Genomic DNA, 21926 nt, shown 5'->3' on the forward strand with positions numbered 1-21926 from the left:
CTTAAAGGAGGAAATCAATGACACAAAACATTTCACAAAGCGAGAGGATTCATTCTATTGATATTATTAGGGGAATTGCTGTATTTGGTATTTTTCTTGTTAACTGGCCTGTTATTGCTGGTGTCGACTCTAGTGATATTACAGGAAGTTATGAAGGAATAGATCGTTACATTCGTCTGTTTTATGACATGTTTATTCAAACAAAATTTTATACTATTTTCTCATTTTTATTCGGATTAGGTTTTTACATTTTTATGCAGCGTGCTGAGAAAAAAACAACTCATCCCAAAACATTATTTATTCGTCGTCTCCTCATTTTATTATTATTCGGATTTATACATTACGTCCTTTTATGGGATGGAGATATTTTACATAGCTATGCAATCGCAGGATTTTTCTTATTGTTATTTTACAAAAGAGAGCCTAAGACTATCCTTATATGGGCTTTTATTTTACTAGGTATATTTCAATTCATGATGTTGTTAACTAGTATAGCAATTGCTTTTTTACCAATCGGAGAATTAAGAACTTCTCTACCTATTATTCCTTTAGAGAATTGGAGTTTTCAAGTACAAGAGCGCTTTACTGCTTTTTATTCTGAAGCAGTTGCATTAAACATTTCATTCCTTCCCGAAACAATTGGGTTATTCTTACTTGGCCTATACGCTGGTAAAAAAGATATTTTTCGTCGAACAAAAGAATTAGATCCAAAACTAAAAAAGTGGCAAATCATTATGTTCGTTTTAACATTACCTATTTGGTTCTTCATGATTCGCTACTTTGTGGCAAAACAACCATATGAACCAATCTACATGAGAGGTCTTACAATGTTTAGCGGGAAAACATTATTTATCTTTTACATTTTCACACTTATGCGCTTATTACAGAAGGAGCGTTGGCAGAAGCTATTACGTCCATTCCAATATGTAGGACGAATGGCACTAACAAATTACATTTCAAGCACAATCATTACATTGCTTGTGTTTGGTCTGTTTTTCAAAAATTATTTACCAGTACCATTATGGATCGGCCCAATATTTTGCATCGGCTTTTATACATTACAAATCTGTATTAGTCGCTGGTGGCTCTCTCATTATCAGTACGGTCCACTTGAATATATTTGGCGCCTTGGCACATATGGAAAAATGATGCCTCTAAAAAAGAAAGGCAAGGTCTCTTAATGAGAACCTTGCTTTTTGTTTATGCTTCTGTTACAGCACTTTGCATTGGAGCTTGCTCTTCTTTTGGTCTCGCTTTTCGCTGCGGAGCCATATTAAATACAATATTTAAAAGTACAGCTGACGCACTTCCAAGTACAATTCCGTTATCTGTTAAAATACGAATACTTTCTGGAAGCTGAGAGAATAACGTTGGAACGACTGTTACGCCAAGGCCAATTCCAACAGAGCATGCTACGATTAATAAATTTTCTTGTTTTGCAAAGTCTACACTACTTAACATTTTAATACCGTATGCCATAACCATCCCAAACATTGCTAGCATGGCACCACCAAGTACTGGCTTTGGAATAATCGTTGTGATAGCTGCAATTTTTGGAATAAAACCAAGAACGATTAACATACCACCGCACGTATAAATAATGACGCGATTTCGTACACCTGTTAATTGAACAAGACCTACGTTTTGCGAATAAGTCGTATATGGAAATGCATTAAAAATACCACCTAAGATCATCGCTAATCCTTCGGCACGATAACCCTTTGTTAGCTCTTTTTCACCAATCTTTTTGTTACATATATCGGATAAAGCGAAATACACGCCAGTTGCTTCCACAATCCCAACACAAGCAACGAGAATCATCGTAATAACCGGCGTTAACTCAAATGTTGGTGTGCCAAAGTAAAACGGTTGAATACCGTGAAACCACTCAGCTTCTCCAACAGCCTGCAAGCTCACCTTTCCCATAAATGCTGCAATAATCGTACCAAATAAAAGACCAAGTAATATAGAAATAGAACGGATAAAACCATCAAAGAAGCGGTACATAATTATAATAAATAGTAAAACACCAAATGCTAACGCTAAGTTTTCTAGACTTCCAAAATCCTTACTTCCAACTCCTCCAGCCATGTCATTAATAGCCGCTGGAACTAATGTAACTCCAATAACTGTAACAACAGAACCCGTTACTACAGGCGGGAACAGTTTCACAAGCTTTCCAAATAATTTTGCAAAAATAACAACGAACAATCCTGCTGCAATAATTGCTCCATATATCGAAGAAACACCGTACTGTTTACCGATGGCGATCATCGGTCCAACTGCTGTAAACGTACAACCAAGTACAACAGGAAGGCCAATTCCAAAAAATCGGTTCGATAAAGCTTGTAAAATTGTTGCGACACCACACATTAATAAATCGATGGATACTAAGTATGTTAATTCTCGTTGATTTAAGCCAAGTCCTCCGCCAACAATAAGTGGAACAATTATTGCTCCTGCATACATCGCAAGCATATGTTGCACGCCAAGGGATGCGATTTTAAATGGGTGTTGCTTCATGACTATTTCACCTCCGCAGTCTCATGCTGAACAAATGTAACAGTACCGTTATCAAGTGATGCAATTTCTGCAAGTGATTCTACACGAACACCGTTCTCACGTAGTTTCTTTCCTCCGTCTTGAAATGCTTTTTCAATAACAATTCCAATCCCAGCAATACTTGCACCGGCTTGCTCTACTAAACTCATTAAGCCTAAAGCAGCCTGACCGTTTGCTAAAAAGTCATCAATGATTAATACACGATCATTTTCATGGATATGATTTCTAGATAATGAAATCTCATTCGTTTCTTGTTTTGTAAATGAGTATACTTTTGCAACATACATATTATCTTGTAACGTTAACGATTTCCGCTTTCTTGCAAAAACCACTTTTACTCCAAGCTCTAAACCTGCCATAACCGCTGGTGCAATACCCGAAGACTCAATCGTCACGATTTTTGTAATATTATCTTCCTTAAAACGCTGTGCAAACTCTTTTCCTATTTTTTGCATAAGTACTGGATCAATTTGATGATTTAAAAAGGCATCTACCTTTAACACATCACCAGATAAAACCTTTCCTTCGTTTAAAATCTTTTCTTGTAATACTTTCATGTTTCTTCCCCCTCTTATGCAAATAAAAAACTCCAAAAGCAGCCACCACTCGTTACAAGTGAGAGACGTGCTTTTGGAGTTTCGCAAAAAAGAATGCTAAACCAGCAATATGTTCGTCCTCACTCATAGTCAAAGTATTTACGGTACTTCGGTAGAAACTTGCAGGCCATATCCCCGCGATTATATGAGTGTAGCTAACCTATTTATTTTATAGAAGGATTATAACGCACTTTTTTTACTTTGAAAAGCGTTCCTAGAAAAAAACACGTACAAATTTTTCAAAAACATCTTTTTCGTTCGAGTTTTGAAACCTCTTACATTTTGTATTCTTCTACTAGAGGCTCGTTAAAATAACTGGTCCATCCTTTGTAATTGCTATCGTGTGCTCGTATTGCGCTGCCAATTTTCCATCCATCGTCCGTGCAGTCCATCCATTTAAATCTACTTTTGAATATCGCATACCTACATTTACAATCGGTTCAATCGTTATTACCATTCCTTCTTGTAGTTCTGATCCTTGACCTGGCTTTCCAAAATGAAAAATTGCTGGTTCTTCATGGATTTCTTTACCAATTCCATGCCCTGTAAAATCCCTTGCGACAGAAAACCCTTCCGAAGCTACATAACTTTCAATCGCATATCCAATATCACCTACATGATTTCCGATTATCGCTTGCTCAATTCCTTTATATAAAGCATTTTCCGTTACTAGTAATAACTTTTCTGCTTCATTAGAAATATCCCCTATTTTATGAGTCCATGCAGAATCAGCAAGAGCACCATTTAAGTTCACTACCATGTCAATCGTAACAATATCACCTTCCTTTAATGGGTGAGTAGTCGGAAAACCATGACACATTTCATCATTCACAGATGCACATATTGCATATGGATAATCGTTATATCCTTTTTGTTCAGGTGTCGCACCATTCTTTTCTAAATACGTTTCAACAAATGTATTAATTTCCAATGTCGTGATACCTGGTTTTATTATTTTCGCAATTTCTTGATGACACGAAGCTAGTAAATTTCCCGATTCGCGCATCAAATTTATTTCTTTTTTCGTTTTTATTGTACTCATGAAATCTCCCCTCGATAAAAGCTTTCCAAATTCAATCATACACATCCTCCTCAACAATTTCAAAAGAGCATTCATTTCACATTTTTTTCACAAATTAACATTCCAAAACTTGTAAGAATCCGCGACTTTATAAGTTCTCATCATTGACATAGTTTTTATTGTATCAATGAACACTTTTTGAAAGCACATTCGGACGTGATAAAATTATCTAAATTTTTTGTATTATAAAAATGTAAGATTTCATTTATCCAAGGAGGGGTATCATGGGGGAACATAATTTACATCAGACAGAAACTGAAAACACTCAAAAAAGTTCGTTAAAAGGAACTTTAATCTCTGTTTTTTTTATTGGTTTTTTCATTATTTTCACGTGGTTTAGCGTCTATCAAATTTTTGTTAACCGGCTCTAATATATAGTTTTGAAAAGGGAGATGGAGATATGCACTTACATAAATACGAAAAAATTTGGCTCATTTTCGGCGTCGGCTCATTGTTCGTATTTTTGGCTGTTTTAGGGATTAGTGCTTTTTATATGGGTAACAAACCACCGAGTTGTTTAACAACAATTGACCCAGAAAAGGTTCAAGCAACCGCACCATTTGATCAACCCGGCGTTAAACAAGTTGGAAAAAATCATTATCAAGTGACGATTGTCTCACAAGCTTTTTCTTTCACACCAAATACAATTAAAGTACCAAAAGGGGCAAAAGTAGATTTTGTCGCTGCGACAAAAGATGTTGTACATGGTTTTGAAATCGCAGGGACAAATGTCAACATGATGATTGAACCTGGATATGTAAGTACCGCTTCACAAGTTTTCCAAAAATCTGGAGAATATTTAATTGTCTGTAATGAATATTGTGGTACTGGCCATCATATGATGAGCGCGAAAGTAGAGGTGACCGACAAATGATTGCACTGCAGGATAAAATAAGCAAACGAGATGCAAAATTAGCAATGGCTCATATTCACATCGCATTTATCGCCCTGTTTTTAGGTGGGTTATGCGGATTACTACAAGTTCTTGTCCGTTCAGGAAAATTCAATTTACCTGCTGGTATTGGTTATTATCAAGTGTTAACAACACACGGTGTTTTACTCGGGCTCGTCTTAACAACGTTCTTTATTATCGGTTTCTTATTTGCTTGTATGAGTAAAACAACTGGTGTCCTCTCAAAAGGTGCCCGACAAACAGGCTGGATTGGTTTTTGGTTTATGACAATTGGAACAACAATTACTGCAATTTTTATCCTACTCAATAAAGCTACTGTACTCTATACGTTCTATGCTCCATTAAAAGCACATCCTGGATTTTACATTGGCCTTACCCTTGTTATTGTTGGAAGTTGGTTCAGCGGATTTGCAATGTTTGCTCAGTATCGTACATGGAAAAAACATAACAAAGGAAAAATAGGTCCTCTGTTAAGCTTTATGGCTGTTGTGACAATGGCACTATGGCTTGTTGCAACACTTGGTGTAGCGGCAGCAGCACTTATTCAATTTATTCCATGGAGCCTAGGCTTTATTGATAAAATTGACGTCCTGGTCAGCCGAACACTATTTTGGTACTTCGGTCATCCGCTCGTTTATTTTTGGCTTCTTCCTGCCTATATGGCTTGGTATGTCATTATACCGAAAATTATTGGCGGTAAAATTTTCAGTGACTCGCTAGCTCGTTTGTCATTCATCTTATTTTTACTATTTTCTATGCCTGTAGGATTCCACCACCAATTAACAGAACCAGGTATTGACCCTGGGTGGAAATACTTACAAGTTGTCTTAACATTTATGGTTGTCATTCCATCTTTAATGACCGCCTTCTCTTTATTTGCAACCTTTGAACAGTTCGGGCGTTCAAAAGGAGCTACTGGACTATTCGGATGGCTTCGAATGCTCCCATGGGGAGATGCTAGATTTTTCGCTCCATTCGTCGGTATGTTAATGTTTATTCCAGCTGGTGCTGGTGGACTTGTCAATGCAAGTAACCAACTAAACCAGGTCGTTCATAATACTGTATGGATAACTGGGCATTTCCACTTAACATTAGCAACATCTGTTGTATTAACATTTTTCGGAATCGCCTATTGGTTAATTCCACATCTAACAGGACGCGTCATGACAAAGGAAATGAACCGGCTTGCCATGATTCAAACTTGCGTGTGGGCTATCGGTATGTTCTTTATGTCTGCTGGTATGCACTTTGCCGGGTTACTCGGAGCACCTCGGCGTTCTGCTTTTTCTACATATGGAAATTCACAGCAAGCACTTGAATGGATTCCATATCAAATTGCTCAAGCAGTCGGAGGAGCCATTTTATTTGTAGGAATTGTAATTGCTATCATTATTTACTTAGATCTTGTCTTCTTTGCCCCAAAAGGACAAACAGAGTTTCCAATCGGTGAAGTAGCCGATGCATCTGAACGTACACCGATGATTTTTGATAATTGGAAGCTTTGGATTGGTATTACAGCTCTACTCATTCTATTTGCTTATACTATTCCGTTTATCGATATGATTCAAAATGCTCCGCCCGGTTCAAAAGGGTTTAAATTATGGTAAGTGAAAAGCAGAGGGGATATCCCCTCTGCTTTATTTCGAGAATAGCTATTTAATCCTGCACCTGCAGGCTTAATAAGTATATTCCTTTATCTGTTTTAAAAATGTATTCTTCTCAGCTACAAGCATAATAACCATTTGGTTCTACTTGAACTAAATAAACTTCATCTGGCTCTTGTTTAAATTCATCTAATAAAAGTTCTAGTGAATATTGTTTTGGTGTAAGGCCATTTAATTCGTACCCTTCTGGAAACTTCCCAAACCAATATATTTCACTACTAGGGTATTGCCCCATGCCCATCAATCTAAAGTTTTAAATTATCCCCAAAACAAAAAAAATTGTACATTTTTACCTAGAGATGTCAATTCTCTCATTTTGGAGTATTTGTCTTTCTTAGCTTGATAGCAATGGGGTGTTTTTCTTTTTTAGCTTGATGGGCATGGGGTTCAGCCAAGATACGTGAAAAAACGAGTCATAAGCTGTATTATATTTCCATTATTAGTTTTTTAGCTAAAAATATCTACCTCACGATTAACAAAAAACCGATTACCTATACGCTAAGGAATCGACTCTTTTATGTTCTTGCTTTGCTATATAATTATTTACAATATAACCATTTAAAAATAGGTGCAATTAACACCTATTTTGTATTTATTTTAGCAATTAAATTAGCACCCCATTTGGTGAGCTTTTGATAATATCAGTTTATCACTAATTTGTCCTAACGGTTTCTTGGAGTTTTTCCATTACCCTTGATAAAGCTAAAATAGAAATTACTGTTTTAAATGACTTGAATCCTAACATAGAGCGAACTCTCCTTTTAATAAACCGGTGATCTTGTTCTACTATATTATTGAGATACATCACTACTATTTTCTTTTATTAATCATCATCTCTAGCATGATCTTATCCATATTCGATGAACCTTCATTTCCTAATCGGCAAAAGTTCTCAATTGTTTTATCAACATCTGCTTCGATAAATCCATCTGTAGCAGAGATACACATTCCTTGTGAGGCTAACAGTGCAGATTGTACAGCTGCACTTGAACAAGTTGCTACCTTCATCGCACATCCTGCTTTTGCTCCGTCACAAATCATCCCTGTCACATTTCCAAGTGTATTTTGGATTGCATACTTTATCTTTTCAATATCTCCACCTAATAAATACGTAATAGCAGCCGATGCACTTGCACCAGCAACTGTTACACCACAAAGTGCAGACAAACGTCCAAACTGATTTTTAATGTAAATCGCTAATAAATGACTTAACGTAACAGCACGAATTAGATCTTCTTCCGAAGCATTTAATTTCTCACCTGCGGCTACTACAGGCATCGTTACGGCAATCCCTTGATTACCACTTCCTGAGTTAGCCATTACTGGCATTGTCGAACCGGCCATACGTGCATCTGAACCAGCAGCTGCTAATGCCATCGCATGAGTTGTTAAATCATCTGATAAAATTCCTTTCAATACATTTTCCTTTAATGTTTTTCCAACTTGTAAGCCATATTCATTCGACAAACCATCTAATGCCACATTACGATTCAGTTCAATACTCTTTTTTACAAGTACCAATTCCTTTACATCTACAGTCGTAACAAATTCATATATTTCTGGAATTGTTAGTTCATCACGTTCTTCTTCAGAAGTGGCAAAGTGTGTATTTCCACATCCATTCTTATAAACAAGCTCCCCATTCGCTTCTACTAATGCGATAAATGTGTGATTATCCTGAATAATAGCCCTTGCATATCCCTCGTCTGTCGTAAACTTCACTTCAATGTATAGCTTTTTAGACGTATCTGCTAATTCTACAGACACTTTCCCCGCTTCTACTAAAGAGATTGCTTGTTCTTCATCTTCCTCTGAGATTCCAGCTAACACTTCTAAATCTTTTTTGCTATCTCCTGCTAACACCCCTAAAGCAGCAACAAAGTCAATTCCAGTAGCCTTCATTCCTGGTATACCAACCGCCATTGCATTTTTAATGACATTTATACTTGCAAGTACTTCAATTGACTGTACGTCGCCCTTCATATAATCTCTTGCAGTAGCTGCGGCTAACGCAATCGACACTGGCTCTGTACACCCTAAAGCAACGACTAATTCTTTCTCTAACACACGTAATATACTATTCTTGTTCACAAATTTCCCCCTATCTTTCAACTACCCATCATGTGAAATGATGAATAAGTTTTCGCAAAAATTAATTGTTTTCATCTTTAATCTTCTGTAAATAACGGTATATAGTTGGCTCAGATGTTTTTAAAATTTTCGCCACCTCACATACTCCACCTTTTAATAGAAATGTTCCTTGGTCATGTAAATCACGTACAACATTCATCTTTTCTTTCGCTGACAGCCTCTCCGGAGGCACGTCAAATGTTTCCATCGTTTGAATAATAATTGTAGATAGAACATCTTCCACTTTTCCATGCAATTGCTCAAATGCAAGTGTCTCTTCTTCCGCTTGTTTAGCTTCAAGATTAACCATCTCATCAGAAAATGATAAAAACTGATCCATCATCTCTTTTATCTTTGCATAATGTGCCACATCAGCATTTACACATAGAATCCCCACTAACTCTTTCTTATCATTCTTAATGAAAAAGCTAGAGGAGCGAAAGACCTTTCCATCCTTATTTACTGCTTTGTAATTAGCGATAAAATCACGCGTTAAATATGTTTTTTCTTGAAGTACCTTTAACATTAAGTTTGTAGGTGCGTCCCCGATCTTACGACCAGTTATATGCCCGTTCTCAATAGCAATGACAGAACTTTCCGGCCTTGATAAATCGTGCAATACGACTTCACAATTTCTTCCCATTACCTTCGAAAGAAATGTAACGAACGGATAGTATTGCTGTAATAATGTTTCGTTCTTCATCCTTCATTACTCCTATACTTCCTGTATTAAATTGTAATAATAAATTATCATGATAATTTATTATTACAATTTAATAGTATCACAATATGTAAGCGGTAACAAAAAATCTGAACCCTTTTAACATTTTTTTCTATCCCTAGATATTCGCATTGCAAGCAAGCCTTTAAGGGGTACGGAAACGATTCAAGGAATGAGGGGCATTCTGGAAAATAAATATAAAACAAAGGGGTTAATTTTAAAATTCAACGTTTATATCCAAATTTTATTTATAAAGGGGGCTCGCCACATCGCTATCAAGTTAAGAAACACATTCTTCCCCAAGAATCACATCATGCTCATATTTTTTAGGTCTTCTATGATTTACCTGTACAAATTTTGTATACTCCCTACGAAGCCAATTAGAAATGCGTTCTTTTTGTTGTTGTCTAAGATGTGACCATTTTTTATTTGTTTGACGAATCTGTCCATTCACTTTTATATGATTTTTCATAGACACGCCTCCTATTATTGGTTTGGAATAAAGTTTAATCAGAAATGTTTTATAAATCCTTATTTGATAAGAGACAAAAGTAATCCATTTTGAAAAAAGATTGATCAAAACGGATTACTACTTTGTGAAGCATTATACAATTTTTATAAAAAAGTTTGATTAAAACTCATTTAGAATTCTTTAATCGAAAAGGAATAAAACAATGTAACTTTTTTGCAAACGGTATTACTTTATTTAAAACAGTACAACTTTATTTAAAAGCTACAGTAGTTTCCTACTTCTAATCTGTCATTCCTACATAAACTAAGAATACCATCATAAGTATCATACCGATTACTAAGAGTGGTATATCATCTGTAGTACCTGACCTACGGTGTTTTACTACCCCTAAACAACACGCACCTATCAACCCTAAACATATCATGAATATCTTCATAGGTTTATACTCCTATTAATAGTTTCTTTTGTCGTCTGTAAAACTTTCTAATATCCATGTTCTTCTTCATATATTTGCACCAGAACCTTACTATCAATCTAAGATGAATTTATACCTAAAATTCATACAAAAAGAATCATATAAGTGTTTTTGCAAAATCAAAAGGAGCTATCTCCTCTGAGAATAACTCCTTTTGAAAGTCATCAAATTATTTTTTGGGATTTTGTTAGTTCTTTATTCCCGCGTGTTCAATAATGCGCTTCATCGCTTGAATTTGCCCCAAATGATTTGCTTCATGCATTAATGTAAGGCCGGCTAATTCTCCAAAAGTTTCAAAACCCATAAATGGTTTTTCCAGCGTTTCATTTAACTGTTCAGCAGGAATTTGTTGAAGACGAACTAATTGATCTTTCAACTCTATAATGAGTTTATCTACAGTAGGTACATCTCCCTTCCAATCAGCCGGCTTTGTACCGTTTCCAAATAATTCGATATAATTTGTAGAAAGATACGTCGTTTTATGTGGAAAGCCGAGCATAAACTGTTCAGTAACCGTTAATACATGGCCAATATGCCATTGGATCGTATTGTTAAAACCGTCTGGCTGTACATTTGTTATTTCCTTCGAAAATGATTCTACGTTTTTAATAAAATAACTTCTTGTCATCGCAAATTGTTTAAATATTAGTTTATTCATACTTTACGCCCCTTTCAAATCCCTCTCATACATTAGCGTATTAAAAATCTGGATAAATTAGAAGTAACATGAATTGAACTACCCCCACTTAGCTACGCTTGAAGTGTGGGATTCCTACGAACACCAGCGTAACCGCTAGTTATTTAGAAGGCTACCCCCGTAGTCCCTACGGTTGATATGAAATTCGTATGGTCTTTCAGTCTTTTTTTCAGTTTGACACTTGGTTTTCATGCCATAATTTTGATGTTTTTTCTTTTGGCGACTCTTGAATGTTATAAGCGAACGACAGCTAACAGACGAGTTCTATTTCAGGATATCCCCATTCTTCAATCCAAAATTCACTACCAAATTCTCCACCTAATGAAGAATTTTTTTTATATCCAATACCATAAATACCAGTTATAGCAACATGATTCTCTGCCCAACTTGTAGGAATATCTGTAGGAAAACAATCGTTTATTGGAATTCCCCCATTATGCTTCTTCATTAACCAAATATAAGATTCAGGTAGCTTATACCCTAATTCATTTTCTAGTTTAGAAATCATTTCATCTGTAGGATATTCAGAAATATATTCATCTCTTGCATATTCGCTGTCATCCCAAAAGTTATTAAAATCAAAATTATCAAAACAAACCACATCCATATCCCTCCCTAAATTCCAAAAAAAATGTACTTTTATATACGATAGAATCCATAAAAAATATAAATCACTACTAAGCAAATCGTTTCAAAACTATTTTATCTTGATGGACATAAAGTCACATACATCATTTTTAAAAATTCAAAGCGACTTCCATTTGTCTCTTGAATAAAAGTTCCAACTGCTTCAAAATCTGCTTTCTTATAAACATTAATTGCTCTTTGATTAAATGTTGCACTGATAACGTTATATACTTAGGTTGATCTTTTTTTTCACAAAAAACCAGACTTGCCTTTATAAATACCAAACCTAATCCATTTCCAGTCAGGTTTGGTTTCATTCCAAGTCCAATATCCACTGTATGTATATCTACTTTGTTAAAACTAAAAAATCCAACAAGCCTATTATTCTCACTAACAGCAAAAGTCATTTCTCCGCGTATTTTAGGATCTAAAAACTCCACTAAATCTTCTTGATCGGCTTCCATATCATAAAAAGAATACTTATCCTCATAGTGCCATTTAAACGCAATTTCTTCTGCTTGCTCTTGTGTCATCACTTCAAAAGTATAATTCACTTCTCTTCCTCCTTAAGCAACGCACATATACAGTAAAATGTTAATTTATAAAAAGGAGCTGCATTAAAGCAACTCCTTTTTATAACTCATAAATCTCTTTATATTTCGCTTCTAAATAATCCGCTAAATAATTTGCATTTAACCCTTCACCTGTTACATCCTCTAATATTTGTAATGGTTTTTTCGTTTTACCATATTGGTGAATATTTCTTGTTAACCATTCACGAATTGGTGTCACATTTCCTTCTTCTAGCAATGCATCGAAGTTTGGAATTTCCTCTAACATCTTATGTTTAAATTGCGCTGCATACATATAACCAAGTGCATAAGATGGAAAATATCCAAAAGATCCATCTGACCAATGTACATCTTGTAGCACACCCTGTGCATCCGTTTCTGGACGGATACCTAAATAACTCTCCATCTTGTCATTCCATGCTGCCGGCAAGTCTTTTACTTCTAATGTTCCATCAAATAATTCTTTCTCCAGTTCATAACGAACCATAACGTGAAGCGGATATGTAAGTTCATCTGCCTCAATACGTATAAAGGAAGGCTTTGATTCATTAATCGCATCATAGAATTCATTTACAGATACGTTTTCAAATTGCCCATCACTAAATTGTTTCAATGTATCATAATTTTTCTTCCAGAACGATTTATTACGTCCAATAAAGTTTTCAAAGAATAGCGATTGCGATTCATGAATTCCCATCGATGTACCACTGCACAGCGGTGTTCCTTCTAATTCTTCTGAAATATTTTGTTCATATACAGCATGTCCACATTCATGAATTGTTCCGAAAACTGCCATGCGGAAGTCATTCTCATCATAACGAGTTGTAATGCGAACATCCCCTCTATTTAATGTAATTTCAAAAGGATGTATCGTTTCATCAAGACGGCCAGCCTCGAAATTATAATTTAATTGCTTTAGTAACTCTAAAGTAAAATTCTTTTGTTGTTCTTTTGAAAAATGTTCAAATAAGACATTTGTTTTTAATTCTTTATTTGATTCACCAATATCTTTTACAAGTGGAACAATACGCTCACGTAGTTGTCCAAATACATGATCTAACACTTCTACTGTCATACCTGGCTCATACATATCTAAAAGCGTATTATACTTATAAGTTTCATAACCCCAATATGTAATAAATTTTTTCTTATATTCAACAATTTTTTCTAAGTATGGTCGGAACATTTCAAAATCAGATTTTTCACGTGCTTCTCCCCAAACACTTTCTGATTTTGCTTGCAATTTAACAAACTCTTCATACTCGGCCTGTGGAATTTTTTTATTTCGATCATACGCTTTGCGGCACTCTTCTACAATTTTCTTTGTTGTTTCGGAAATTTTATTATCTACTATTAGCTGTTCTAATTCTTTTAAATATCTTTCCATCTCATCAGAAGTTGATAATGAAAATACCTCTGATGAAAGCATTCCTATTACCTCAGAGCGTTGATCCACACCTTGTTTCGGTGCTCCTGTACGTAAATCCCAAAATATTAGGCTTAATGCTTCCCCATAATTATTTATCTTTTTCACGTGTGCTAAAAACTCTTTTTCTACTTCATATGTAGCGATTGTCATATTTTATTGCCTCCTTTTTCTACCTCACCTATATTTCGACATAAAGATATAAAGTCCTTTCCATATAGAAAGAAAAAGCTTAGCAAACGCTAAGCTTTTACAACACCTTACCTTCTACTGGAAGTACTTTCTTTACAGCCTCAATAACCTTTTCATTTTCATTCTCTGATAAGAATAACGAAATAGCACCTTTATCTTCGCTCGTACGAATTAAACGTCCAATTCCTTGACGAAGACGTAAAATCATATATGGTACATCTACATCCCAAAACGGATCATTAACATGCTTACGTTTCGCTTCAAACACAGGATCGTTTGGAGGGAATGGTAGCGACCAAATAATGACATGTGATAGTGAAGAACCCGGAATATCTAAACCTTCCCATAAATGGACAGCGCAAAGCACAGTCTCTTGTTCATTTTGGAAGCGGGAAACAAGCTGACTAATCTCTTGATCTCCTTCATATAAGAACGGAACAGACATTTGTTCTTTATTCACATATTCTTTGAACGCCGCAAGTTCTTGTGTTGTGCGGAATAATACAAGCGTACGCCCATTTGTTTTTTGAATGTTCTCAAGCGTATACTGACATTTTCGTTCCCATTCATTTTCCTGGTTATACGATGGTAAGTATACTTTCATTTGCTCTTCATAATCAAATGGAGAAGCTACTGAGAATGATAAATAATCTTTTACCCCTAAACTATTTGCTGTAAATGCGAATGAATCATTTTCAGATAATGTAGCAGAAGAGAAGATATACGGAATCTTTTTCGAGAATACTTTCTCCTGTAGTACTTCTTCTACCGCACGTGGCATAATAACTAACGTAAAGGCACCATCACCTTCTTCTCCCCATGTAATTACATTTTTCTCATGCATAAAGAGACGAAGTGAATGTTCCAGTACATCTAAATGCTCATCAACGATATTTAAATCATAAGTGTTTACTGTATGCATTTCACTTTCAAATACAAGAGCATCACCAACTTCAGCAATTTTTGCATAAAGTCGTTTCGCTTCTGTAATCACTTTTTCTGTTACTGTAATTTTTAAACGATCTGATCCAGCAATTTCTTTTTTACTTTCTCTTAATACATCAAAGAAACGCTCTGTTTGCCAAATTGTCTCTTCTACTAAATGAGCAAACTCTTCTCGAATATCATTTTGTAATAATCTTGTTAAGAGTTGCTCCATCATCGTTTGCTTTAATCGATACGTCAGTGCTTTTTGCGCTGCGTATTCCACAAGGTGTCCTTCATCAAAAACAACGCAACTGCTTTCTGGTAAAAGCGGCATTTGCCCTTCGCGTTTACGAGCATCATATGTCCAAATATGATCCATATAGAAATCTTGAGAGCAAATAATTAAATCTGCTGCTTTACGGTAATGTTCACGAGAGAGCGTTTGACCACAACGGTGACGAGAATCACATGTGAAGCAGTCTTGGAAATAATCCCAAGATACCTTTGACCATTCTTCGTCATTTAATAATGGAAACTCTTTTCGATCACCGTAATGCGTAAAGTTTTGCATTGTTCCATGATCAAACACAAACTGAGGTAATTCATAATATAGATCTTCAATTACTTCTGGAGCTCGTCCACTCATTACATCTTCAAGTTTACGTAAACATAAATAATTATCCATTGATTTCGCTAGACGTACATCAACAGATAACCCTAATGCTTCTGATAATTTCGCAATGTCCCCTTCTTCTTTCACAAGCTGCTCGATTAGCGTTTCGTCTGCACAAGCAATAATAGCTGGCTTTCCTGTATAACGCGCATAACAAATTGCATATAAAAGATACACAATCGTTTTTCCCGTTCCTACACCCGCCTCTGCGAACATAACTTTCTTCTCTTGAAACGCTCGTTCTAATTGGAATGCCATAAAAATTTGTTCATCGCGTTCTTCAAAACCTTTTTCTGGGAGGATATCGTAAAACACATCTCCAATCCACTCATTCAACTTATCATAAAAATTATCTTGTTTCCCTACTTCAAATGGTAATCTCTTCTCAGTAAACATCCTTAGCCTCCAACCAAAAAGTTTTTCTATAAAAAGATATAGCAACTGCTATATCTAAATAGCAGTTGCTTTCCCCTGTTGCAATACATAGAAATGAGCGAAAAAAATTTTCCTTTATATAAAGGAAAATTTTTCACTCTATTAATGACTTTAAGTAACGCTTATCAATCAATGTCTCGTATGATAATGCAGATAAATATTCTTCCTGTGCTTTCTGTATTTCATCTGCAACTACACCCTGAAGATTAATTTCTTTTCCAAGCTCATCATACGTACGATGAATGGCCTTTTGAATCATTGACAATTGGAAACCATCCATATTTATTCCTCCTTTTGCACATTACATAATAGCCAGTATATGCGCGTCAAAGAGGTTTTATACTATGAATTACGAGGTGGGCGTTTACCAAAGTACTGGTAATAGTCTGTACGAATAAAACCGTTAAATAGTTTACGCTTTTTCGATGCATCTTTTCCATAACATTTTTCAAACGCTTCATAGCTCGTTAATAAATACAGTGACCACGTATCTAATGGGCGGAATACTTCTCCCATTTCTTTATATAATTTTTCAACAAGCGCTTTTTCACTTAAACGTTCTCCGTATGGAGGATTCGTTACAACATAGCCATATTCCTCTTTTGTTGTAAAATCTTTTACTTGCATTTGTTTAAATGAAATTAAGTCACCCAGTCCAACTTCATCGGCATTCTCCTGTGCAACTCTTATCATACGGTGGTCGATATCTGATCCAATAATTTGCAATGGTTGATCATAATTCGCTAAATCTTCTACTTCTTGACGAGCCTCACGCCAATTTTCTTTCCCAATCCAACCCCATGCATCTGATGCAAACCCACGGTTAAAACCAGGAGCAATATTTTGACCAATTAAAGCTGCCTCAATCGGAATTGTTCCAGATCCACAAAACGGATCAACAAACGGACGATCTGGCTTCCAATTTGTAAGTTTAATTAGAGATGCCGCTAATGTTTCTTTCAAAGGCGCTTCCCCCTGGTCAACGCGGTATCCACGTTTATGAAGACCAACGCCACTCGCGTCAATTGTCAATGTTGCAATATCTTTTAGCATCGCAATCTCGATACGGAATAAAGGACCATCTTCTTCAAACCAAGTTGTACGTCTATATGTTGTCTTTAATTTCTCAACAACAGCCTTTTTCACAATACGTTGACAATCTGAAACACTAAATAATGTTGATTTTAGAGACTTCCCAATTACAGGGAACTCTCCATTTTCTGGAATGTAATCTCCCCAGTTCAATGCTTTTGTTTTTTCAAACAATTCATCGAATGTTGTTGCTTTAAATTCACCAACTTTAATTTTCACACGATCTGCAGTGCGTAACCATAAATTAGTGCGACAAATCGCTTTTGCATCCGCTTCAAACGTTACTTTTCCGTTTTCTACTTGGCATTCATAACCAAGATCGCGAACTTCTCTTGCAACTAAAGCTTCAATTCCCATTGCTGCTGTTGCAATTAAAGTAACTTTTCCCATTTGCATTCACCTCTTATGTATAATCAAACAATAATTAATAGCTTTTCCTTCTATTAATTATTAAATATTACGAAGTATTTTCTTATTTACCATTTTAACTCACAAGTTATAACTTCATACAAATAAAAAGCCCTCCTCTTACAAAGGAGAGCTGAGTCATTCCATAATTGGTTCATAACGTTCTGTAAGCCATGTTCTGTTCCTTTGTACTGCAAACGGCCCACGCCTCGTACTCCGGTGGTAATCATCTATCTACAGGTTACTCGAACCTGTCCTTTTCCATCGTTCATTTCCTTGGAAAAGATTCCCCTACCATTATTTGGGTTTCTCGCTCGTGGGGTTTACCTCGTTCCACTCCTATCATTTCTTCAAGGACTTCGTCACTGTGGCACTTTAAAGGTAGTCAAACCATATCCAAAAGGACTTAGGTTTTTTCCCTGCCGTTAAACCAGCCTCTCGGCCAGAATACCCTAGCTTATGAATTGGCTAGGCACGAACACTACAACCATCTCAGGTCGTGCGAGCATGGACTTTCCTCTACAACGTTGGCGTTGCAGCGATTACCCAAACGTTATGACAAACATTAGTATAGTGGAAACAAAAAGATTTTGCAATGCTTTTTTATATGTAAAATGCTTTAATCTTTTTCTATCCCTAGATTACTCGTATAACTTACTTCCAAATACAGCTTTTTCCAGATTAGATAAACGCTTTAAAATATCCGTGTTCGTATTGTTGTATACAGGTTGTGCAACCGGTGTTGGAGCTGGTTGTTGCGGTACTTGCACTGCCGCTACTTTTTGCTCTTCTAATTCACGTTTCAAACGAACATTTTGTTGCTGTAATTGCTCAAGTTCCTTATGAAATGCCTCATAATCCTTAATAATCATATCAAGAAACTTATCTACTTCTTCTTGTTGGTAACCTCTCATACCTGTTTTAAATTCTTTTTCCAAAATATCTTTCGCTGTTAATTTAATTTTATCCGAAATCATTTTCTTCACCTCAAATTTTTACCAAAACTTTCATTAACTAAATTTTTTCAGAAACAATGTCTTTTGTCAATCCTATATACATGAGCTATATTACATATTACTCTGCATTATTCCACTGTTCCTCTTCTATTATATCTTGTAAATCAGAAAAAAGAATGAAATAACTGTGATAATTTTCTATTTCACCTTTTTTCTTTGCTGCTTCCACAATATATTTGGGGCTTCCCGGCTTCTCTTCATCGTATACAGCCAACAAAGCTTCACTTTTTTCAATGAAAAATTGATTTTTCAACCGAAATTGCTCAGGACTTTCATATTTTCTTTTCGTAATACTATCAACATGGTCTGCTTGTGCGAGAATAGATTCATAATATTCTCGATTCCCTTCCTTCCAACTTTCTTCTTGTTCTAAAAAAGGGGTAAACACGGCAAGTTTTAAATCAGGATATTCTAACTGCATTTCAAAAACCACTTCAGCAGCCCATAGTTCTACACCTAATTGTCCACTTATAATGACCCACTCTAACCCCTCCTCTACAAAAGCAAGTAATTTACGACGTACTGCTTTTTTTATACAAGAAACACCCGGATGATCATTTTTAAAAATCCCAAGTTCAAATGGTTTATATCCTGTTACAGCTACAACTTTCATATCAACACTCCATTTTTTTCAAAAGAAAAGAACTAGCAATTTGCTAGTTCTAACATAACATTTACTTTTTAAACATTCCACCGACGTTTGGTCCTATATTTGGTCCTGGTCCGAATGGAGATACTTGCGGGCCATGGCCACAAGCTCCACCGAATCCGCCAACTCCAGGTCCACCGAATCCGCCAACTCCAGGTCCACCGAATCCGCCAACTCCAGGCCCGCCGAATCCGCCAACTCCAGGCCCGCCGAATCCGCCAACTCCAGGCCCGCCGAATCCGCCAACTCCAGGTCCGCCGAATCCGCCAACTCCAGGTCCGCCGAATCCGCCAACTCCAGGTCCGCCGAATCCGCCAACTCCAGGTCCGCCGAATCCTGGAGCAACAGGTTCTACAACATTCACATTTGAAACTGTTTGCGGGAAGAAATGTTGACTTTTAACTTGCTGATGATGAACATGTGTTGTATGAGTTGGGTGAATATGTGGGACCACCGTTGTGGAAAAAGTGTTCGTTACACATTGTTTTGTTGGATGAACGACAGGAGGTGTTGTGCAAATAGGTCCTACAGGTTTATGCCCTCCAAAACAAGGATGACAATGATACATAGTTTTTTCTCTCCTCTCTCATAAAAAAATCTGACTACACTTTACAATATGAGAAAGGAGTAAAAGCCGCTTGTTATATATACCCATTTGTTTAATGGAAATTTGTCTATATGACAGCTGTTTACATACCATGACTTGGACACACAACTATCATCCTTTAGCAAAAAAGCCTCCAACTTGTTTTACAATCCCAGTGACTTGATTCATCGCATTCATCATTTGGCCTGCTGTATTCATCATTTTATTCACATCATAGTTACCATCTGACGTCTTAAATTGAGATACGAAACTAGAAAATTGACTTGGCTGCTGTTGTTGCTTTTGTTTATTCATCGTTGGATATGGTTGAAAAGGCTGTTTCGGTGGGTAAAACATTGATGGCTGATTCATAAAGGATTGTGGTTGCTGCGGTACATAGGATTGTTGATTCATATGAGCCTGTGGTTGCTGCGGTACATAAGGTTGTTGATTCATATGAGCCTGTGGTTGCTGATTCATAAAAGATACCTCAAATGGCTGATAATAATCCATTTGATTTCCGTAATAAGGAGCGAATGGATACATATTATAACGTAAATATGTATCCTCATTATATTGATAAGCATTGGGTTGTATATATGCATTTGGCTGTGTATATGCATTTGGCTGCGAATAGGCATTCTGCTGTTGAAACATGTATTTCCCCCCTCTAACTAAGTTTCTACATATAGAATATGTACCTATAAAATAAAATGTGTAACCTTATAAATGTCTGTTTTTGTCGGAAGTTTAAATTTTTAAAAAAATAAGAAAGTAAGCCTTTTCATGTTATGATAATGAAGAAGAAGATTCTCATTGGGGAGGAATCAACATGATATTAGGGGATTTAAAACAAGCTTTCGCTCAAAAAAAGGGGTACTCTACAGAGGATATGAATGAGTTACTTGATTTTGCTAGACATCACTATTTAGAAGGAAAAATCTGCATCTCAGAATACCGAGTATTAATACGTGAATTAGAAATAAATGGGGCGAAACCCACACATACAACTGTAGAATCATAAAAACAAGAGGGTTTCCCCTCTTGTCACTTATATTGTTCTACTATATTCTGCAACGTATATAAAATCGCCTGATGTGTTTCATAAAACCGCTTACCTTTTCCCTTATTTACAAAACATTGCAGTGCATTATTTTGTAAATTCTCATACACTTGGTCAATTTGTTGCACATGTATATACTTAGGCTTTTCATGTTTTATCCATTGATAAGCTAATTCTTTCCACACTTCTAACTCCTGATCAACCATATCCACAAAAGGCTTCATATCTTGATAAAAATCAAACTCTTTCTCTTCTCTTTTTTTTATAATCGTTTCATCATTGTACTGTATTAATTTTATTGAAGACTGCATTAATTTTCCATAATCCAATTTATTTCCACCCTCTTATGCACTTACTATGACGTTTTGAAACGTTTGAAGCCAACTTCCTTTTTCTTCGTGATGTAATAATTTATCCTCCATATGTTGAATGTGCATTTCTGTTATTTCTCCTCGATTACATATATCTTCACGCTTATCTTTTAAAGAATGATTAACTCTAAGTGAAACATTCATTTCCAGCAAATCAAGAGCACTTAACATTTGATCCATTTTTTTCATTACATTTTCCTTCTGAACCATCGCCATTTATAAAACGCCTCCTTCTTTGCTTTTCCTTTGTCATGTTATTTCGACGGTTCACTTACCACTCCTGCACGACTGACAAAACTAGTTGATATTCGGCAAAGAAATCGGTTTGTATGAGTTTTATAGAAGTGGTAACAATACAAAAGGGAGGTGTTTACCATGGCTAAAAATAAAAATGAGAAGAAGAAAAAACAAAACACACAGCAAAATAAACCTGAAACTGGAAATCCGAAGCTAGATGGTCCGAACTTTCCTGCTACATAAAGTAAAACTTTAATCGGCGGGTCTATTTCTCTTACCTAGCTTCCTCAATTTTCCCTACATTTCAATTGGAATTATAATGCCCTATTGAAACTGTATAA

24 protein-coding genes, 1 other RNA gene, 2 pseudogenes and 1 riboswitch are annotated in these 21926 nt (G+C 35.9%); of the genes and pseudogenes, 4 read left to right on the plus strand and 23 right to left on the minus strand.

Annotation, left to right across the window (positions count from 1 at the left end; translation table 11 throughout):
* Window positions 1-17 precede the first annotated feature (17 nt).
* Window positions 18-1181 (plus strand): DUF418 domain-containing protein, encoded by a 1164-nt coding sequence (locus tag MHH45_RS08350; RefSeq protein WP_088094052.1) that lies wholly within the window; start codon window positions 18-20, stop codon window positions 1179-1181.
* Between the two features lie 19 nt (window positions 1182-1200).
* On the opposite strand, the gene pbuX is transcribed toward MHH45_RS08350, so the two are convergent.
* The 3 genes from pbuX to MHH45_RS08365 form a co-directional block, all read right to left on the minus strand.
* Window positions 1201-2523, minus strand: coding sequence for a xanthine permease PbuX (gene pbuX / locus MHH45_RS08355; protein WP_088094051.1), 1323 nt, complete (start codon window positions 2521-2523; stop codon window positions 1201-1203).
* A 2-nt stretch (window positions 2524-2525) separates the two neighbouring features.
* Window positions 2526-3119: a xanthine phosphoribosyltransferase gene (locus MHH45_RS08360; protein WP_016114144.1), complete on the minus strand. Its 594-nt coding sequence runs from the start codon at window positions 3117-3119 to the stop codon at window positions 2526-2528.
* A 106-nt stretch (window positions 3120-3225) separates the two neighbouring features.
* Window positions 3226-3327: riboswitch (purine riboswitch) on the minus strand.
* Between the two features lie 126 nt (window positions 3328-3453).
* On the minus strand, window positions 3454-4200 hold the full coding sequence (locus MHH45_RS08365) for a type I methionyl aminopeptidase (RefSeq protein ID WP_088094066.1): 747 nt from the start codon (window positions 4198-4200) through the stop codon (window positions 3454-3456).
* Between the two features lie 439 nt (window positions 4201-4639).
* On the opposite strand from MHH45_RS08365, the gene MHH45_RS08375 reads away from it, so the two are divergent.
* On the plus strand, window positions 4640-5113 hold the full coding sequence (locus MHH45_RS08375; RefSeq protein ID WP_016114141.1) for a cytochrome c oxidase subunit II: 474 nt from the start codon (window positions 4640-4642) through the stop codon (window positions 5111-5113).
* Entirely contained in the window at window positions 5110-6759 is a 1650-nt protein-coding gene (locus MHH45_RS08380; protein ID WP_016114140.1) for a b(o/a)3-type cytochrome-c oxidase subunit 1, read from the plus strand. The genes MHH45_RS08375 and MHH45_RS08380 overlap by 4 nt, the downstream gene beginning before the upstream one ends.
* 112 nt (window positions 6760-6871) lie before the next feature.
* Here MHH45_RS08380 and MHH45_RS08385 read toward each other — a convergent pair whose 3' ends face one another.
* The 18 genes and pseudogenes from MHH45_RS08385 to MHH45_RS08470 all read right to left on the minus strand — a co-directional run bounded on the left by MHH45_RS08385 (window position 6872) and on the right by MHH45_RS08470 (window position 20571).
* A complete protein-coding gene (locus MHH45_RS08385) occupies window positions 6872-7051 on the minus strand; it encodes a hypothetical protein (protein WP_229161506.1) in 180 nt (59 codons plus the stop codon).
* A gap of 417 nt (window positions 7052-7468) precedes the next feature.
* A pseudogene (locus MHH45_RS08390) lies at window positions 7469-7624 on the minus strand (DDE-type integrase/transposase/recombinase); the annotation flags it as partial.
* Between the two features lie 2 nt (window positions 7625-7626).
* Complete coding sequence (locus MHH45_RS08395) at window positions 7627-8907, minus strand: L-cysteine desulfidase family protein (RefSeq protein ID WP_088094050.1); 1281 nt, start codon at window positions 8905-8907, stop codon at window positions 7627-7629.
* Window positions 8908-8968: 61 nt separating this feature from the next.
* A complete protein-coding gene (locus tag MHH45_RS08400; protein ID WP_016114135.1) occupies window positions 8969-9649 on the minus strand; it encodes a helix-turn-helix transcriptional regulator in 681 nt (226 codons plus the stop codon).
* Between the two features lie 298 nt (window positions 9650-9947).
* The gene (locus tag MHH45_RS08405; RefSeq protein WP_016114134.1) at window positions 9948-10139 is read right to left on the minus strand and encodes a hypothetical protein; all 192 of its coding nucleotides are present in this window, start codon (window positions 10137-10139) and stop codon (window positions 9948-9950) included.
* A 280-nt stretch (window positions 10140-10419) separates the two neighbouring features.
* The gene (locus MHH45_RS08410) at window positions 10420-10575 is read right to left on the minus strand and encodes a hypothetical protein (protein ID WP_016114133.1); all 156 of its coding nucleotides are present in this window, start codon (window positions 10573-10575) and stop codon (window positions 10420-10422) included.
* 226 nt (window positions 10576-10801) lie between these two features.
* On the minus strand, window positions 10802-11272 hold the full coding sequence (locus MHH45_RS08415) for a DinB family protein (RefSeq protein ID WP_088094049.1): 471 nt from the start codon (window positions 11270-11272) through the stop codon (window positions 10802-10804).
* A 289-nt stretch (window positions 11273-11561) separates the two neighbouring features.
* Entirely contained in the window at window positions 11562-11912 is a 351-nt protein-coding gene (locus MHH45_RS08420) for an SMI1/KNR4 family protein (protein WP_088094048.1), read from the minus strand.
* 101 nt (window positions 11913-12013) lie between these two features.
* Window positions 12014-12492: pseudogene (locus tag MHH45_RS08425) on the minus strand (GNAT family N-acetyltransferase).
* 79 nt (window positions 12493-12571) lie between these two features.
* Entirely contained in the window at window positions 12572-14089 is a 1518-nt protein-coding gene (locus MHH45_RS08430; RefSeq protein WP_016114129.1) for a carboxypeptidase M32, read from the minus strand.
* A 97-nt stretch (window positions 14090-14186) separates the two neighbouring features.
* The gene (locus MHH45_RS08435; RefSeq protein ID WP_016114128.1) at window positions 14187-16124 is read right to left on the minus strand and encodes an ATP-dependent DNA helicase; all 1938 of its coding nucleotides are present in this window, start codon (window positions 16122-16124) and stop codon (window positions 14187-14189) included.
* A 133-nt stretch (window positions 16125-16257) separates the two neighbouring features.
* Window positions 16258-16443, minus strand: coding sequence for a DUF3921 domain-containing protein (locus MHH45_RS08440; RefSeq protein WP_003196411.1), 186 nt, complete (start codon window positions 16441-16443; stop codon window positions 16258-16260).
* Window positions 16444-16505: 62 nt separating this feature from the next.
* Window positions 16506-17645 carry a THUMP domain-containing class I SAM-dependent RNA methyltransferase gene (locus MHH45_RS08445; RefSeq protein WP_016114127.1) on the minus strand — a complete coding sequence of 380 codons (1140 nt, stop codon included), beginning with the start codon at window positions 17643-17645 and terminating at the stop codon, window positions 16506-16508.
* A gap of 180 nt (window positions 17646-17825) precedes the next feature.
* Window positions 17826-18217: RNase P RNA component class B (gene rnpB, locus MHH45_RS08450), an RNA gene on the minus strand.
* An 87-nt stretch (window positions 18218-18304) separates the two neighbouring features.
* Window positions 18305-18640, minus strand: coding sequence for a cell division regulator GpsB (gene gpsB, locus MHH45_RS08455; protein ID WP_016114126.1), 336 nt, complete (start codon window positions 18638-18640; stop codon window positions 18305-18307).
* A gap of 97 nt (window positions 18641-18737) precedes the next feature.
* The gene (locus MHH45_RS08460) at window positions 18738-19292 is read right to left on the minus strand and encodes a DUF1273 domain-containing protein (RefSeq protein WP_016114125.1); all 555 of its coding nucleotides are present in this window, start codon (window positions 19290-19292) and stop codon (window positions 18738-18740) included.
* 61 nt (window positions 19293-19353) lie between these two features.
* Window positions 19354-19896 carry a CotD family spore coat protein gene (locus tag MHH45_RS08465; protein WP_340862258.1) on the minus strand — a complete coding sequence of 181 codons (543 nt, stop codon included), beginning with the start codon at window positions 19894-19896 and terminating at the stop codon, window positions 19354-19356.
* Between the two features lie 150 nt (window positions 19897-20046).
* The gene (locus MHH45_RS08470) at window positions 20047-20571 is read right to left on the minus strand and encodes a YppG family protein (protein WP_016114122.1); all 525 of its coding nucleotides are present in this window, start codon (window positions 20569-20571) and stop codon (window positions 20047-20049) included.
* 175 nt (window positions 20572-20746) lie between these two features.
* Between MHH45_RS08470 and MHH45_RS08475 the strand changes: the two genes are divergently transcribed.
* On the plus strand, window positions 20747-20938 hold the full coding sequence (locus tag MHH45_RS08475; protein WP_006094322.1) for a YppF family protein: 192 nt from the start codon (window positions 20747-20749) through the stop codon (window positions 20936-20938).
* A gap of 23 nt (window positions 20939-20961) precedes the next feature.
* Here MHH45_RS08475 and MHH45_RS08480 read toward each other — a convergent pair whose 3' ends face one another.
* Window positions 20962-21288: a YppE family protein gene (locus MHH45_RS08480; RefSeq protein ID WP_375337749.1), complete on the minus strand. Its 327-nt coding sequence runs from the start codon at window positions 21286-21288 to the stop codon at window positions 20962-20964.
* Between the two features lie 33 nt (window positions 21289-21321).
* A complete protein-coding gene (locus MHH45_RS08485; protein WP_003206610.1) occupies window positions 21322-21564 on the minus strand; it encodes a hypothetical protein in 243 nt (80 codons plus the stop codon).
* Window positions 21565-21926 lie beyond the last annotated feature (362 nt).

The sequence above is a fragment of the Bacillus sp. FSL K6-0042 genome, assembly GCF_038006685.1.
Classification (GTDB): Bacteria; Bacillota; Bacilli; order Bacillales; family Bacillaceae_G; genus Bacillus_A; species Bacillus_A pseudomycoides.

Excerpts from the sequence above, each read along its gene's own strand:
- MHH45_RS08360 (WP_016114144.1), bottom strand. The coding sequence starts at position 3,119 with ATGAAAGTATTACAAGAAAAGATTTTAAACGAAGGAAAGGTTTTATCT.
- MHH45_RS08415 (WP_088094049.1), bottom strand. The coding sequence starts at position 11,272 with ATGAATAAACTAATATTTAAACAATTTGCGATGACAAGAAGTTATTTT.
- MHH45_RS08465 (WP_340862258.1), bottom strand. The coding sequence starts at position 19,896 with ATGTATCATTGTCATCCTTGTTTTGGAGGGCATAAACCTGTAGGACCT.
- pbuX (WP_088094051.1), bottom strand. The coding sequence starts at position 2,523 with ATGAAGCAACACCCATTTAAAATCGCATCCCTTGGCGTGCAACATATG.
- MHH45_RS08410 (WP_016114133.1), bottom strand. The coding sequence starts at position 10,575 with ATGAAGATATTCATGATATGTTTAGGGTTGATAGGTGCGTGTTGTTTA.
- MHH45_RS08435 (WP_016114128.1), bottom strand. The coding sequence starts at position 16,124 with ATGTTTACTGAGAAGAGATTACCATTTGAAGTAGGGAAACAAGATAAT.
- MHH45_RS08485 (WP_003206610.1), bottom strand. The coding sequence starts at position 21,564 with ATGGCGATGGTTCAGAAGGAAAATGTAATGAAAAAAATGGATCAAATG.
- MHH45_RS08400 (WP_016114135.1), bottom strand. The coding sequence starts at position 9,649 with ATGAAGAACGAAACATTATTACAGCAATACTATCCGTTCGTTACATTT.
- gpsB (WP_016114126.1), bottom strand. The coding sequence starts at position 18,640 with ATGATTTCGGATAAAATTAAATTAACAGCGAAAGATATTTTGGAAAAA.
- MHH45_RS08470 (WP_016114122.1), bottom strand. The coding sequence starts at position 20,571 with ATGTTTCAACAGCAGAATGCCTATTCGCAGCCAAATGCATATACACAG.
- MHH45_RS08375 (WP_016114141.1), top strand. The coding sequence starts at position 4,640 with ATGCACTTACATAAATACGAAAAAATTTGGCTCATTTTCGGCGTCGGC.
- MHH45_RS08385 (WP_229161506.1), bottom strand. The coding sequence starts at position 7,051 with ATGGGGCAATACCCTAGTAGTGAAATATATTGGTTTGGGAAGTTTCCA.
- MHH45_RS08445 (WP_016114127.1), bottom strand. The coding sequence starts at position 17,645 with ATGGGAAAAGTTACTTTAATTGCAACAGCAGCAATGGGAATTGAAGCT.
- MHH45_RS08350 (WP_088094052.1), top strand. The coding sequence starts at position 18 with ATGACACAAAACATTTCACAAAGCGAGAGGATTCATTCTATTGATATT.
- MHH45_RS08365 (WP_088094066.1), bottom strand. The coding sequence starts at position 4,200 with ATGAGTACAATAAAAACGAAAAAAGAAATAAATTTGATGCGCGAATCG.
- MHH45_RS08430 (WP_016114129.1), bottom strand. The coding sequence starts at position 14,089 with ATGACAATCGCTACATATGAAGTAGAAAAAGAGTTTTTAGCACACGTG.
- MHH45_RS08460 (WP_016114125.1), bottom strand. The coding sequence starts at position 19,292 with ATGAAAGTTGTAGCTGTAACAGGATATAAACCATTTGAACTTGGGATT.
- MHH45_RS08380 (WP_016114140.1), top strand. The coding sequence starts at position 5,110 with ATGATTGCACTGCAGGATAAAATAAGCAAACGAGATGCAAAATTAGCA.
- MHH45_RS08480 (WP_375337749.1), bottom strand. The coding sequence starts at position 21,288 with ATGCAGTCTTCAATAAAATTAATACAGTACAATGATGAAACGATTATA.
- MHH45_RS08475 (WP_006094322.1), top strand. The coding sequence starts at position 20,747 with ATGATATTAGGGGATTTAAAACAAGCTTTCGCTCAAAAAAAGGGGTAC.
- MHH45_RS08405 (WP_016114134.1), bottom strand. The coding sequence starts at position 10,139 with ATGAAAAATCATATAAAAGTGAATGGACAGATTCGTCAAACAAATAAA.
- MHH45_RS08440 (WP_003196411.1), bottom strand. The coding sequence starts at position 16,443 with ATGGATGGTTTCCAATTGTCAATGATTCAAAAGGCCATTCATCGTACG.